This window comes from Falsochrobactrum tianjinense (assembly GCF_019100495.1).
Lineage (GTDB): Bacteria > Pseudomonadota > Alphaproteobacteria > Rhizobiales > Rhizobiaceae > Brucella > Brucella tianjinense.
The window spans coordinates 203792-217125 of sequence record NZ_JAHRVA010000002.1; the positions used below are offsets into that span (position 1 = coordinate 203792).

Sequence of the window (13334 nt, forward strand, 5' to 3'; positions counted from 1 at the left end):
GCGGTTGAAGGCGGGAAGGGGAGGAAACGTCCGATATGCCGACAAATCAAGCGTTGGCCGCTGGTGCCAGATCACGCTTTGCAAGAAAATCCCGCCGCAGTGTCCGCACAGGCCCCTTGCTTGCGCCATCCGTCATCCTGCTATTGCTGTGGATGATCGTACCGTTGGCGATGACCCTCTGGTTCTCGTTTCAGTATTATAATCTCATCAACCCGTTCGTGACTGGTTTCGCCGGATTTTCGAACTACAAGTTCCTGCTGTCCAGTCCGGGGCTATGGTCGGCAATCGCCAATACGCTCATCCTTGTGGTCTCTGTTCTGATTATATCGGTCGTTCTCGGCGTGTTGTTCGCCGTTATTTTCGACCAGGATTTCTGGGGCAAGAACATAGCGCGACTTCTGGTCATTGCGCCCTTCTTCGTCATGCCGACCGTTTCGGCACTGATCTGGAAGAATCTCCTGATGCATCCGGTCAATGGGCTCTTCGCCTTTATCTCCCGTAGTTTCGGCCTGCCTGTGGTCGACTGGTTTTCACAGCTTCCGATGGCGTCCGTGATTATAATCGTGTCGTGGCAATGGGTGCCGTTCGCGACCTTGATCCTGATGACCGCCATGCAGTCGCTCGACCGCGAACAGATGGAGGCCGCACGCCTTGACGGCGCCAAAGGGCCAGTGATGTTTTACTATATTATCCTGCCGCATTTGCTGCGCCCGATCTCGGTCGTCATCATGATCGAGACCATTTTCCTTCTGTCGATCTTTGCGGAAATTCTCGTCACCACGTCCGGCGGGCCGGGCATCGCGACTACCACGCTCACCTACTTCATCTATCTCAAGGCACTTCTGCAATGGGATATCGGCGGAGCATCTGCGGCGGGCGTGATCGCCATCATCCTTGCCAACATCGTTGCGATTTTCCTCATTCGTACTGTCGCGCGCAACTTGGATAACTGAGAGGAGGCTGACAATGGCTGCAAAGCGTAGAATTGACAAAGCCGTAGTCTCCGCCGGCATCATCGGCTGGATCGTGGCGATCCTGATGTTCTTTCCGATCCTGTGGATGCTGCTGGCCGCTTTCAAGACAGAAATAGATGCGGTTGCCCCGCCCAAGCTCTTCTTCGCGCCGACACTCGAAAATTTTGCGGCGGTGAACCAGCGGGCCGACTATTTCAGCTATGCCATGAACAGCGTGGTGGAGAGCCTTGGCGCGACCATCCTTTCACTGATCATCGCTGTACCCGCGGCCTATGCGGCGGCTTTTTGTCCCCGGCAAGCGTACCAAGGATCTGCTGCTGTGGATGCTCTCGACCAAGATGCTGCCTGCGGTCGGCGTGCTGGTGCCGATCTATCTGCTGGCCCGCGATACCGGGCTTCTCGACACACGCACCGGTCTCATCATCATCTTCACCCTTTCCAATCTGCCTATTGTCGTATGGATGCTCTATTCCTTCTTCAAGGAGGTGCCGCACGAAATTCTTGAAGCGGGCCGGATGGATGGAGCCGGCGTGGGGCAACAGGTGCGCTATCTGCTGCTGCCATTGAGCCTGCCGGGCATTGCCTCCACGGCCCTTCTTTCCATCATATTGTGCTGGAACGAGGCTTTCTGGAGCCTCAATCTGACCGCATCGCAGGCCGGGCCGCTTACCGCCTTCATCGCGTCCTTTTCATCACCGGAAGGGCTTTTCTGGGCCAAGCTCTCGGCGGCATCCACGCTGGCTATCGCGCCAATCCTCGTTTTCGGCTGGGTTACGCAGCGCCAGCTTGTACGCGGGCTTACCTTCGGTGCCGTGAAATAAAGGGAACCTCATGGCTACACTTTCATTGCACAACGCCACTAAATCCTTTGGCAAGATTGACGTCATCAAAGGCGTTGATCTTGATATTGCGGATCGTGAATTCGTGGTTTTCGTCGGCCCATCCGGCTCTGGTAAATCGACGCTGCTGCGCATGATTGCAGGGCTTGAGGAAATCACTAGCGGCGAACTGATGATCGATGGCCAGCAGGTCAACGATGTGCCGCCGGATGAGCGTGGTTTGGCGATGGTCTTTCAGACCTATGCGCTCTATCCGCACATGAATGTGCGCGAGAACATGGGTTTTGCGCTCAAACTTGCAGGTCTGTCGAAGGTAGAACGCGATCGCAAGGTTGAAGACGTGGCGAAGACATTGCAGCTCGACCAGCTTCTGGACCGCAAGCCGCGCCAGCTTTCCGGCGGGCAGCGCCAGCGTGTTGCCATCGGGCGCGCCATGGTGCGCGAGCCGAAGATTTTCCTGTTCGATGAACCCCTTTCCAATCTCGATGCAGCGCTGCGCGTGCAGATGCGTATTGAGCTTGCGCGCCTGCACGATCGGCTGAACGCGACCATGATCTACGTCACGCACGATCAGGTCGAGGCGATGACGCTTGCACACAAGATTGTGGTGCTGCGTGACGGCCAGGTGGAACAGGTCGGCTCGCCGCTCGAACTTTATCATCATCCGGTCAATCGCTTCGTGGCGGGTTTCATCGGATCGCCGACGATGAATTTCATCGAAGTGAAGGCTCGCACTGTCGATGGCGATGGTATTTCCGTCGAACTGGGAAATGGTCGTTCGCTGAAGGTTCCTGTTAACGGCGAGGGGGTCAGCGAAGGCACGCCGCTTGTTCTGGGCGTGCGGCCCGAACATCTGCATCCTGCCGCTGACGGTGTGCTTGAAGGTGAGATCATGGTGGTCGAACGCCTTGGCGGGGAGACCTACCTTTATGTCCATTACGAGAATGCGAGCGGGCTGGTGGTTTCCGAAGCGGGGGGCAACAGTACGGCTCGCGCACACGAGACTGTGAAGCTCGGCTTCGATGCCGCCGATGCACACCTGTTTACCGCGGATGGCCTGGCGCTTGAACGGCACGACCGCCACCCTCTCATTCTATCGGAAAAGAAAACGCATCTTTAGGTGCACATATGAATTCTCCCGGAGAAACTTCCATGAGACTGAAAGACAAGGTTGCTCTGATTACCGGGGCCGCGCGCGGTATCGGGCTTGGTTTTGCGCAGGCCTATGCGCATGAGGGCGCGAAGGTCATTATCGCCGATATCAATATCGAGCGCGCGGAAGAAGCGGCGCGCGGTATCGGCCCATCGGTGAAGGCTATGAAGCTCGATGTCACCGATCTTGCCCAGATCGAAAAAGTAGTGGTCGATATCGACGCCGAATATGGCGGCATCGATATTCTGGTCAATAATGCCGCTATCTTTGAAATGGCGCCGATCAACGAGATCACCGAAGACAGCTATGAACGTGTTTTCAATATCAATCTCAAGGGGCCGCTTTTCATGATGAAGGCGGTTTCCAACGTCATGATCAAACGCAAACGCGGAGGCAAGATTATCAATATGGCAAGCCAGGCCGGTCGCCGCGGCGAGGCTCTGGTAACTTTCTATTGCGCCTCCAAGGCGGCGATCATTTCCGCCACGCAATCGGCGGCGTTGGCTCTGGTCAAGCATGGCATTCAGGTCAATGCAATTGCGCCGGGCGTGGTCGATGGCGAGCACTGGGATGTGGTGGACGCCAACTTTGCCAAATGGGAAGGTCTGAAACCGGGCGAGAAAAAAGCCGCAGTGGCCAAATCAGTGCCGATCGGTCGCTTTGCGACACCGGAAGATATTACCGGCATGGCCGTTTTCCTGGCATCGTCGGACAGCGATTACATTCTCGCCCAGACCTTCGGGGTCGATGGCGGAAACTGGATGGCCTGAATGAAGCATTTCCAGCAAAAGTGTAAAACGGTTTTGCGTCCGGATAATGCGACAAAACAAAATGATAGAGCGTCGATCTAATGCAATCAGATCGAAAAACGCTCTAAGGTCGGGATGCTGGGATAAAAAGGAGTCGTCATGACCAAGCCGTCGCGCGCAACGCTCAAGAGCTTCGCCAAGGTGCACAAGCCGGGTTATGACCCAGCGGAACTGAGGCCGGGAATTGTGCATTTTGGTGTCGGCAACTTTCATCGTGCCCATCAGGCAGTCTATCTTGACGACCTATTCGGGCTTGGTCTCGATCATGACTGGGCGCTGGTGGGAGCCGGAGTGCGCAAGAGCGACGATGCCATGCGCGACATACTCAAGGCGCAGGATTGGCTCACCACGATCGTCGATCAGGAAGCAGGGCATTCAGAGGCGCGCATCACTGCCTCAATGATCGATTATGTGACCATTTCCACCGACGAGGGCCGCAAGGCCCTGATGTATTATCTGACCTCGCCCGATATCCGCATTGTTTCCATGACGATCACTGAGGGCGGCTATTACATCGACCCGGCAAGCCAGTATTTCGATGCAGCGCATCCTGATATCATCGATGATGGCGCGCATCCAGAAAAGCCAAAAACCGTATTCGGGTTGATCGTTCAGGCGCTCAAACTGCGCAAGGCAGCCGGGGTCGAACCTTTCACCATCATGTCTTGCGACAATATTCCTGGCAATGGCCACGTCACCGAAGATGCGGTGGTCGGTCTTGCAAAACTCAGCGACCCGAAATTTGCCGACTGGATCAGCGCCAATGTCGCCTTCCCGAACTCCATGGTGGACCGTATCACGCCTGCCACGAGCGCACGCGAGCGCGAGATTGCTGCAAGAGATTTTGATGTCGAAGACGGCTGGCCGGTTTTCTGCGAGAGCTTCAAGCAGTGGGTTGTGGAGGATAATTTCCCCAATGGACGCCCGGCGCTGCATAAGGTTGGCGTCACCTTTTCCGATCAGGTCGGTGCTTATGAACTGATGAAAATCCGCATTCTCAATGGCGGTCACGCGGCAATCGCCTATCCAGGCGGATTGCTGGATATTCATTTCGTCCACGAGGCCATGGAGCATCCTCTGATCCGGCGCTATCTGGAAAAGCTCACCAGAGATGAAATTATCCCGGAAGTGCCACCCGTACCCAATACGGTTCTGGAAGATTATCGCATCCTGATTGACAAACGCTTTGCCAATCCCAGCATCGGCGACACGATCCGCCGCCTCTGCCTCGATGGCTCCAACCGTCAGCCCAAATTTATTCTGCCCACCGCTTCCGATCGTGTGGCGAAGGGTGCGTCCGTTACCGGCCTTGCGCTCGTTTCGGCTTTCTGGTGCCGCTACTGCTATGGCACAACCGATAGCGGCGCAATTATCGAGCCGAACGATCCGTCATGGCCTCGTTTGGTTAAACAGGCAGCGCTTGCCAAGGACGAGCCGGCAAAATGGCTTGAAATGGAGGATGTTTTCGGGCATCTCGCAGCCAATCCGGCCTATGTGGCAGCCTTTTCCTCGGCGCTCAAACGCATCTGGCAGGACGGAACCGCAAAGACGCTGGAACTCTATCTGGCAGGCGAAAGCCTGTAATAAGGATTGGTGCAAGAAGGATTACAACGCGCCCGGATAGACCCTGACCGGGCGGTTGTCCTTGACCGATTCCATCACGACGAAAGTCGAGGTGCTCGCCACATTGGGCAGGCTCGAAATTTTCTCGCCCAGCACTTCGCGATAGCGCCTGATGTTGGGCGTTCTTATTTTCAGCAGATAGTCGAAGGAGCTTGCGATCATATGGCACTCCTCGACTTCGCGTATCTTCCGAACGGCGATGTTGAACGCCTCAAGTGCTGTCTCGCGCGTGTCCGAAAGCTTCACGGTGGTAAAGGCGATGTGGTCAAGGCCGAGTTTTTCCGGATCAATGGCTGCGCGAAAGCCGAGAATATAGCCTTCATCGACCAATCGCTTGAGACGCGCCTGGCAGGGCGTCTTGGAAAGGCCGACCTTTTTCGACAGTTCCGTAACCGGAATGCGACCATCTTCGCTTAACACCTCGATTATGCGGCGGTCGAACTGATCCAGATCGTCTACAGAATCCAGTTTTTTCAATCTTATTTCCTTTAAACTATCAAATAATAAGAGCGAATTGCCTAAATTTGGATGAAATGAAGGCAGAATGGAGCATATAGCAATGATAATGTTCACTCAAATCAAATAAGGGTATCCTGATGCCATTCGGGAGCCGTTTCTTTTGTGAGCAGTGCACTATGACCGATAAGAACATCATTTCCAAAGCCGCTGTTTTCCAGAATTTTGCGCCGCCCATCCGCGCGCAGGACCCGCTGCGGCAGGCAATCACCGCTGCCTTTCGCAAGCCGGAAGCCGAATGCGTGACTGCGCTGGTCGAGCAGGCGGCCTTGCCGGAAGAAACCCGCAAGCAAATCCGCGCGACGGCATACAAGCTGATTGAAGCACTGCGCGCCAAGCATAAGGGCAGCGGCGTTGAAGGTCTGGTGCATGAATATTCGCTTTCCAGTCAGGAAGGCGTGGCGCTGATGTGCCTTGCGGAAGCTTTGCTTCGCATTCCGGATATGGCGACGCGCGACGCGCTCATTCGCGACAAGATTGCCAATGGCGACTGGAAATCGCATGTCGGCGGCGGCCGCTCGCTGTTCGTCAATGCCGCCACATGGGGGCTTGTCGTCACCGGCAAGCTGACCAATACCGTCAATGATAGCGGACTTTCCGCGGCCCTCAATCGCCTGATCGCCCGCTGCGGCGAGCCGGTTATCCGACGGGGCGTCGATATGGCGATGCGCATGATGGGCGAACAGTTTGTCACTGGCGAAACCATCGATGAGGCGCTCAAACGTGCCAGATCGCTGGAAGAACGCGGTTTCCGTTATTCATATGACATGCTGGGGGAGGCCGCGACCACCGCCGCCGATGCCGAGCGCTATTATAAAGACTATGAAAATGCGATCCACGCGATTGGCCGCGCTTCTGCCGGTCGCGGCGTCTATGACGGTCCCGGCATTTCCATCAAGCTTTCAGCGCTGCATCCGCGTTACGTTCGCGCGCAGGCCGAGCGCGTCATGAGCGAGCTTATGCCTAAAGTGAAGGCGCTGGCTGTTCTGTCAAAGAAGTATAATATCGGCCTCAATATTGATGCCGAGGAAGCCGACCGGCTGGAACTGTCGCTCGACCTGTTGCAGAGTCTGTGCGAAGACCCCGACCTTGCCGGATGGGAGGGGATTGGTTTTGTGGTGCAGGCCTATGGCAAGCGCTGCCCCTTTGTACTTGATTTTATTATCGATCTTGCCCGCCGCACCAATCACCGCATCATGGTGCGTCTGGTGAAAGGTGCCTATTGGGATGCTGAAATCAAGCGGGCGCAGGTGGATGGCCTGGAAGACTTCCCCGTTTTCACGCGCAAGGTCCACACCGACGTTTCCTATATTGCCTGCGCACGCAAACTCCTGGGCGCGACCGATGTGGTGTTTCCGCAATTTGCAACGCACAATGCGCAGACGCTGGCGACGATCTATCATCTTGCCGGTCCCGATTTTAAGACCGGCAAATATGAGTTCCAGTGCCTGCATGGCATGGGCGAGCCGCTTTATGACGAAGTGGTCGGATCGCAGAAGCTTGGCCGTCCAGCGCGTATCTATGCGCCGGTGGGCACCCATGAAACGCTGCTCGCCTATCTTGTTCGCCGCCTGCTTGAAAACGGGGCCAACTCCTCTTTCGTCAATCGTATCGGGGATAAAAGCGTTTCCATCGATGAACTGGTTGCCGATCCGGTCGAAGTGGTCCGCTCGATGGCAATTGTCGGCGCGCAACATGATCAGATCGCGCTGCCGGAAGAGCTTTATGGCGCGCGCAGCAATTCGGCCGGTTTTGATCTGTCCAATGAAGCAACCTTGGCGCAGTTGAGTGAAGTGCTCAAAAATAGCGCTGGCCGGGCGTGGACCGCCGAACCGCAGATTGCAGGCGCCAAGGTTGCGGGCACACGCCGCCCGGTTCTCAATCCCGGCGACCGCAACGATATTGTCGGTACTGTTGCCGAAGTTGCCGAAAGCGATGTGTTAAAAGCCATGCAGGCCGCCACGAAAGCTGCTGCAAGCTGGTCTGCGGCAGCACCCGCCAAACGCGCGTCCTGCCTTGAGCGTGCCGCCGATATCATGCAGCGTGATATGCCGGAACTGCTTGGCCTCATCATGCGCGAAGCGGGCAAGTCTATGCCGAACGCCATTGCCGAAGTGCGCGAGGCCATCGATTTTCTGCGCTACTATGCTGAACAGACCCGGCGCACGCTTGGCGTTGCGCATAAGCCGCTCGGCCCTGTCGTCTGCATCAGCCCCTGGAATTTCCCTCTGGCGATCTTCACCGGCCAGATTGCGGCGGCTCTCGTCGCAGGTAACCCGGTGCTGGCAAAGCCTGCCGAGGAAACCCCGCTGATTGCGGCGCAGGGCATACGCATTTTGCATGAAGCGGGAGTCCCTGCCGATGCTCTGCAACTCCTGCCGGGTGATGGCCGCATCGGCGCGACATTGGTCGCGGCGCCTGAAACCTGCGGCGTGATGTTTACCGGCTCGACGGAGGTTGCCCGTCTCATTCAGGCACAGCTTGCCTTGCGCCTGTTGCCGAACGGCAAACCGATCCCGCTAATCGCAGAAACCGGCGGGCAGAATGCCATGATCGTCGATTCATCCGCGCTGGCCGAACAGGTGGTATTCGATGTGATTGCCTCGGCATTCGACAGTGCCGGACAACGCTGCTCGGCGCTGCGCGTGCTCTGCTTGCAGGAGGACGTGGCTGATCGTATCCTGACCATGCTCAAGGGTGCACTGAAAGAACTTTCCATCGGCCGCACCGACAGGCTCAATATCGATATCGGCCCGGTCATTACAGACGACGCCAAGAACATCATCGAGAAGCATATTGACGACATGCGCGAGCTTGGGCGCAAGGTCGAACAGCTTCCACTCGGGCCTGAAACGAAGGACGGCACTTTCGTCGCGCCGACGATTATCGAAATCAACTCTCTGCGCGATCTCAAGCGCGAGGTTTTCGGCCCGGTTCTGCATGTGGTGCGCTATAAGCGCGCCGATATGGATCGCCTGATTGATGATATCAATGCAACCGGCTACGGCCTGACATTCGGCCTGCACACCCGCCTTGATGAAACGATTGCCCATGTGACCGATCTGATCCGCGTCGGCAATGTCTATATCAACCGCAACGTCATTGGCGCTGTGGTCGGCGTCCAGCCATTTGGCGGTCGCGGCCTGTCGGGCACTGGCCCGAAGGCAGGCGGGCCGCTTTATCTGGGGCGTCTGGTCGAAATAGCGCCGGTTCCGCCGCGTCTCAACTCGGTTCACAGCGATGCCGCGCTCAAGGACTTTGCCAAATGGCTTGGCCAGCGCGGAATGAACGATCTGGCGCAGGCGGCGCGCGAAACGGGGAGTGCTTGCGCGCTTGGCCTCGATATTGAGTTGCCCGGACCGGTAGGTGAGCGCAATCTTTATGCCCTGCATCCGCGTGGCCGTATATTGCTGGCCCCACAAACGGAAACCGGTCTTTACCGGCAATTGACGGCAGCACTTGCCACCGGCAATACAGCCGTCATCGATGAAACATCCGGCTTGCGGAATGTCTTGAAGGATTTGCCTGCAAGTGTTGCGGCCCGCACGCTCTGGACCAAAGACTGGCAGGCGGACGCGCCTTTTGCCGGTGCGCTGGTGGAAGGCGAAGGCGAGCATCTGATCAAAGTGAACAAGAAGCTTGCCGAACTGCCGGGGCCTTTGGTTCTCACGCAGGCCGCATCGTCAGAGCAGCTTGCGATTGCCCCCGACGCCTATTGCCTGAACTGGCTGCTTGAAGAAGTCTCGACTTCCATCAACACCACGGCGGCAGGCGGCAATGCCAGCCTGATGGCGATCGGCTGATCGCGCAGTCATGAACACAATGAGAGGCGGCACTTTGGTGCCGCCTTTTTAGTTGGCAGGATTATCGCGCTGATAAATCCAGTCATGGTCGGGATGGTTCTTGAACCGCCATTTGCGGATCGGTCCGGCCATGACATTGAGATAATACATCTCATAGCCATAGGGCGCGCCACAGGGATGATGGCCTTTCGGCACCAATACGACATCGCCATCGGCAACGGCCATGGTTTCATCAAGGCTGTCATCCTCGGTGAAAACCCGCTGGATGCCGTAGCCCTGCGATGGGTTCAGACGATGATAATAGGTTTCCTCCAGATAGGTCATATCCGGGAAATTGTCTTCGTCATGCCGGTGCGGCGGATAGGATGACCAGTTGCCCTGCGGTGTGAAAACCTCCGTCACCAGAAGACTGTCGGCGACGTCTCGGCCTTCCATGGCAATGTTATGGATGAAGCGGGTATTCGCACCCTTGCCGCGCTGATCAAACGTCAGCCCTTCGGGTCCAAGTTTTTGCGCTTTGCGCCCTGGCTTTCCAGGCGCTGTGCATACCGCAAGCACACAATCGGTTGTGGCAGTAGCGCTCCAGTCACTCTCTGCTGGCACATAGAGGCAATGAGGGGGCAGTTTCTCGAATACGCTCATACGCTCGCCCATTTCACCAAACTCTTCACCGGACGCCGTGATCTTTGCCATGCCTTCGACAAGCACGAGGATGACTTCTGTTGGCCCGTTTTTCTCTGCGGTGCTCTCACCCGGTTTGAGCCGATAAAGACCAAAGCCGACATAACCCCAGTTGGCGCTTTCAGGTGTGATGTCATGCACCTTGCCATGTGTGCCGGTCGGCTTGCGTAAAAGATTAGCCATGGTTCAGTTTCCTTTATCCAGTCCGGCTTCGCGCGCGAACGCCTTCAGTGATTTCAGTCCAAGGGACTGATATTCAAAAGGATTGCGTACGTCCGGGTCCTGTTCTGCTTCTATGACGAGCCAGCCCTGATAGCCGCTTTTCGCTGCAATTTTCAGCACGGATACGAAATCCACATCGCCTTCATGGTCGCCGGGAACCGTGAAAACACCGCGACGCACGCCTTCGAGGAAGGAAAGATCATGGTCGCGCACGTCGGTCGCGATTGCAGGGCGCACATTCTTGGCATGGATATGCCCGACGCGGGCCATATGCTTCTCCGCCACCCGCTCAGGATTGCCGCCGCCGAACAGGCAATGGCCGGTATCGAGCAGAAGTCTCGTATGAGGGCCGGTGTGTTCCATCAGAAGGTCGATCTCGTCTTCACTCTGCACAACCGTGCCCATGTGGTGGTGATAGACAAGCGCAATGCCTTGCGCGCCGGCATGTTCTGCCAGCGCTTCCACGCCACCGCCAAAGGTTTCCCAGTGGGCCTCTTCCAGAACAGGCCGTTCCGAAAGTGGCTTGTCGTTGTCGCCATGAATGGCGTTGGATGTCTCGCAAACGATGATAACTTTCGACCCCATCGCCTTCAGAAGATCAAGTGCGGGCTGCATCGCCGCCTTCTCATCTTCGACCGGGTTCGTCAAAAGATTGAGCGAATGCCAGCCTGAAACATAACGCAGATGATGCGGTTCGAGTACTGCTTTAAGTTCCTCTGCAACTTGCGGAAATTTATGGCCTTTTTCGATTCCGTCAAAGCCGATTTTCGCTGTTTCGTCGAGGCATTGATCCAGTGTGATATGCGCGCCCAGATTGCGGTCATCATCATTCGACCAGGCAATTGGATTGGTGCCGTAGAGGATCATCGGTCAGTTTCTTTCTCTGATCTGGGCTTCATAATTCTTGCGCGCTGCACGCACTTCCTCACGTTCCGAAACTTCCGGCACGGCGACATCCCACCACCAGCCGCCCGTTTCCGGTGTCGGATAAGGGTCGGTGTCTATAACGATAACGGTCGTGCGCGGCGAAGTGCGCGCTTCGGCCAACGCTTCTTCAAGTTCCCGGATGGAGCCGGTCTTTCGGGTGTCCGCACCCATTGCGGCAGCATGGGCGGCGAAGTCGATATGCGCGGGATTCACATGGGCGGCATGGTCCAGCAGATTGTTGAACTCGGCGCCGCCGGTCGCCATTTGCAGGCGGTTGATGCAGCCGAAACCGCGATTGTCTGTGAGGATGACCGTGATCTTGATACCCATCATGACCGCAGTCGCAAGCTCGGAATTGGCCATCATATAGGAGCCGTCGCCGACCATCACGATCACGTCGCGATCAGGTTCAGCCATCTTGATGCCCAGACCGCCGGCGATCTCGTATCCCATGCAGGAGAAGCCGTATTCCATGTGATAGGACATCGGGCGACCGGCCTTCCAGAGCTGGTGCAGTTCGCCCGGCATAGTGCCTGCGGCACACATGACGACGGTATTTTCATGCGCCTGACGCTGCACCGCGCCAATGACCTGCATGTCGGTGGCAAGCGCGTTGCTGTCGGAAGGGGCGGCGGTGAAACGGTCTGCATCGGCAAACCATCTGGTTTTCAGCGCGGTGTCGACAGCTTGCCGCTTATAGGCCCGCAAGCCATGGGACAGGGCTTCAAGACCGTTTCTTGCATCGGCCACAAGCGACAGCGAGCCATGTTTGTGACTGTCATAAGGTTGGACATTGAGCGACATCAGCTTGCGTTCAGGATGCTTGAACAGCGCCCATGAACCGGTCGTAAAATCCTGAAATCGCGTGCCGACGCCGATTACCAGATCGGCTTCCGCCGCGATGGCATTCGCACAATCCGCGCCCGTGACGCCGACAGGGCCGAAATTCAGTGGATGATCCCACGGCAAGGCGGATTTGCCCGCCTGTGTTTCGATGACGGGTACGCCATGTTTCTCGGCGAAGCTTTGAAGGGCCGCATGCGCACCGGAATAGTGCACGCCACCACCTGCGACGATCACAGGTCTTTGCGCAGCCTGAACCGCGGCAATGGCATCGGCTAGTTCGTGGGCATCGGGTGGCGGACGCCGCCAATGCCAGACTTTCGGCACAAAAAACTCTTCCGGCCAGTCATGGGCCTGTGCCTGCACATCCTGGCAGAATGACAGCGTGACCGGGCCGCAATCGGCGGGGTCAGTCATGGTGCGAAAGGCGCGAGGCAGGGCTGTCAGAAGCTGTTCGGGTCGGGTGATGCGGTCGAAATAGCGGCTCACGGGGCGGAAGCAATCATTGACGGTCATGGTGCCGTCGTTGAAATCCTCGATCTGCTGGAGAACCGGGTCGGGGCCGCGATTGGCGAAGACATCGCCGGGGATGAGAAGCACTGGCAACCGGTTGACATGGGCGAGGGCCGCCGCAGTCACCATATTTGTTGCGCCAGGACCAATGGACGATGTGACGGCGCAGGCGCGCCTGCGGCCAAGCTGCTTGGTATAGGCTATGGCCGCATGTGCCATGGTCTGCTCATTCTGGCCACGCCATGTCGGCAATTGATCGCGGACGCCATAGAGCGCTTCACCAATGCCCGCCACATTGCCATGACCGAAAATGGCCCAGACACCGGCGAGGAAGGTTTCCCCATCCGGCGTCATCTGGTTTGCCAGATAGCGCACCAGCGCCTGCGCGGCGGTCAGTCGTATGGTTTTCATGTCTCCTCCCAGAGCATTTT

At 57.0% G+C, this 13334-nt stretch carries 9 protein-coding genes and 1 pseudogene; 6 read left to right on the forward strand and 4 right to left on the reverse strand.

Annotated features, from left to right (window positions below):
- Positions 1-35: 35 nt before the first annotated feature.
- From KUG47_RS06585 to KUG47_RS06605, 5 genes and pseudogenes are all read left to right on the forward strand, one after another.
- On the forward strand, positions 36-953 hold the full coding sequence (locus tag KUG47_RS06585) for a carbohydrate ABC transporter permease (RefSeq protein WP_217677160.1): 918 nt from the start codon (positions 36-38) through the stop codon (positions 951-953).
- A 13-nt stretch (positions 954-966) separates the two neighbouring features.
- Positions 967-1795, forward strand: a pseudogene (locus KUG47_RS06590) (carbohydrate ABC transporter permease).
- Between the two features lie 10 nt (positions 1796-1805).
- Complete coding sequence (locus KUG47_RS06595) at positions 1806-2933, forward strand: ABC transporter ATP-binding protein (RefSeq protein ID WP_217677161.1); 1128 nt, start codon at positions 1806-1808, stop codon at positions 2931-2933.
- 32 nt (positions 2934-2965) lie between these two features.
- Complete coding sequence (locus KUG47_RS06600; protein ID WP_217677162.1) at positions 2966-3736, forward strand: L-iditol 2-dehydrogenase; 771 nt, start codon at positions 2966-2968, stop codon at positions 3734-3736.
- 138 nt (positions 3737-3874) lie between these two features.
- A complete protein-coding gene (locus tag KUG47_RS06605; protein ID WP_217677163.1) occupies positions 3875-5359 on the forward strand; it encodes a mannitol dehydrogenase family protein in 1485 nt (494 codons plus the stop codon).
- Between the two features lie 21 nt (positions 5360-5380).
- On the opposite strand, the gene KUG47_RS06610 is transcribed toward KUG47_RS06605, so the two are convergent.
- On the reverse strand, positions 5381-5875 hold the full coding sequence (locus tag KUG47_RS06610) for an Lrp/AsnC family transcriptional regulator (RefSeq protein WP_217677164.1): 495 nt from the start codon (positions 5873-5875) through the stop codon (positions 5381-5383).
- Positions 5876-6033: 158 nt separating this feature from the next.
- Between KUG47_RS06610 and putA the strand changes: the two genes are divergently transcribed.
- Positions 6034-9717, forward strand: coding sequence for a trifunctional transcriptional regulator/proline dehydrogenase/L-glutamate gamma-semialdehyde dehydrogenase (gene putA / locus KUG47_RS06615; RefSeq protein ID WP_217677165.1), 3684 nt, complete (start codon positions 6034-6036; stop codon positions 9715-9717).
- A gap of 48 nt (positions 9718-9765) precedes the next feature.
- Here putA and iolB read toward each other — a convergent pair whose 3' ends face one another.
- The 3 genes from iolB to iolD are packed head-to-tail and all read right to left on the reverse strand — an operon-like array spanning position 9766 to position 13314.
- A complete protein-coding gene (gene iolB, locus KUG47_RS06620) occupies positions 9766-10581 on the reverse strand; it encodes a 5-deoxy-glucuronate isomerase (protein ID WP_217677166.1) in 816 nt (271 codons plus the stop codon).
- 3 nt (positions 10582-10584) lie between these two features.
- On the reverse strand, positions 10585-11487 hold the full coding sequence (gene iolE, locus KUG47_RS06625; protein ID WP_217677167.1) for a myo-inosose-2 dehydratase: 903 nt from the start codon (positions 11485-11487) through the stop codon (positions 10585-10587).
- Positions 11488-11490: 3 nt separating this feature from the next.
- Positions 11491-13314 (reverse strand): 3D-(3,5/4)-trihydroxycyclohexane-1,2-dione acylhydrolase (decyclizing), encoded by a 1824-nt coding sequence (gene iolD / locus KUG47_RS06630; RefSeq protein WP_185918641.1) that lies wholly within the window; start codon positions 13312-13314, stop codon positions 11491-11493.
- Positions 13315-13334 lie beyond the last annotated feature (20 nt).

Excerpts from the sequence above, each read along its gene's own strand:
- KUG47_RS06585 (WP_217677160.1), top strand. The coding sequence starts at position 36 with ATGCCGACAAATCAAGCGTTGGCCGCTGGTGCCAGATCACGCTTTGCA.
- KUG47_RS06595 (WP_217677161.1), top strand. The coding sequence starts at position 1,806 with ATGGCTACACTTTCATTGCACAACGCCACTAAATCCTTTGGCAAGATT.
- KUG47_RS06600 (WP_217677162.1), top strand. The coding sequence starts at position 2,966 with ATGAGACTGAAAGACAAGGTTGCTCTGATTACCGGGGCCGCGCGCGGT.
- KUG47_RS06605 (WP_217677163.1), top strand. The coding sequence starts at position 3,875 with ATGACCAAGCCGTCGCGCGCAACGCTCAAGAGCTTCGCCAAGGTGCAC.
- putA (WP_217677165.1), top strand. The coding sequence starts at position 6,034 with ATGACCGATAAGAACATCATTTCCAAAGCCGCTGTTTTCCAGAATTTT.
- iolB (WP_217677166.1), bottom strand. The coding sequence starts at position 10,581 with ATGGCTAATCTTTTACGCAAGCCGACCGGCACACATGGCAAGGTGCAT.
- iolE (WP_217677167.1), bottom strand. The coding sequence starts at position 11,487 with ATGATCCTCTACGGCACCAATCCAATTGCCTGGTCGAATGATGATGAC.
- iolD (WP_185918641.1), bottom strand. The coding sequence starts at position 13,314 with ATGAAAACCATACGACTGACCGCCGCGCAGGCGCTGGTGCGCTATCTG.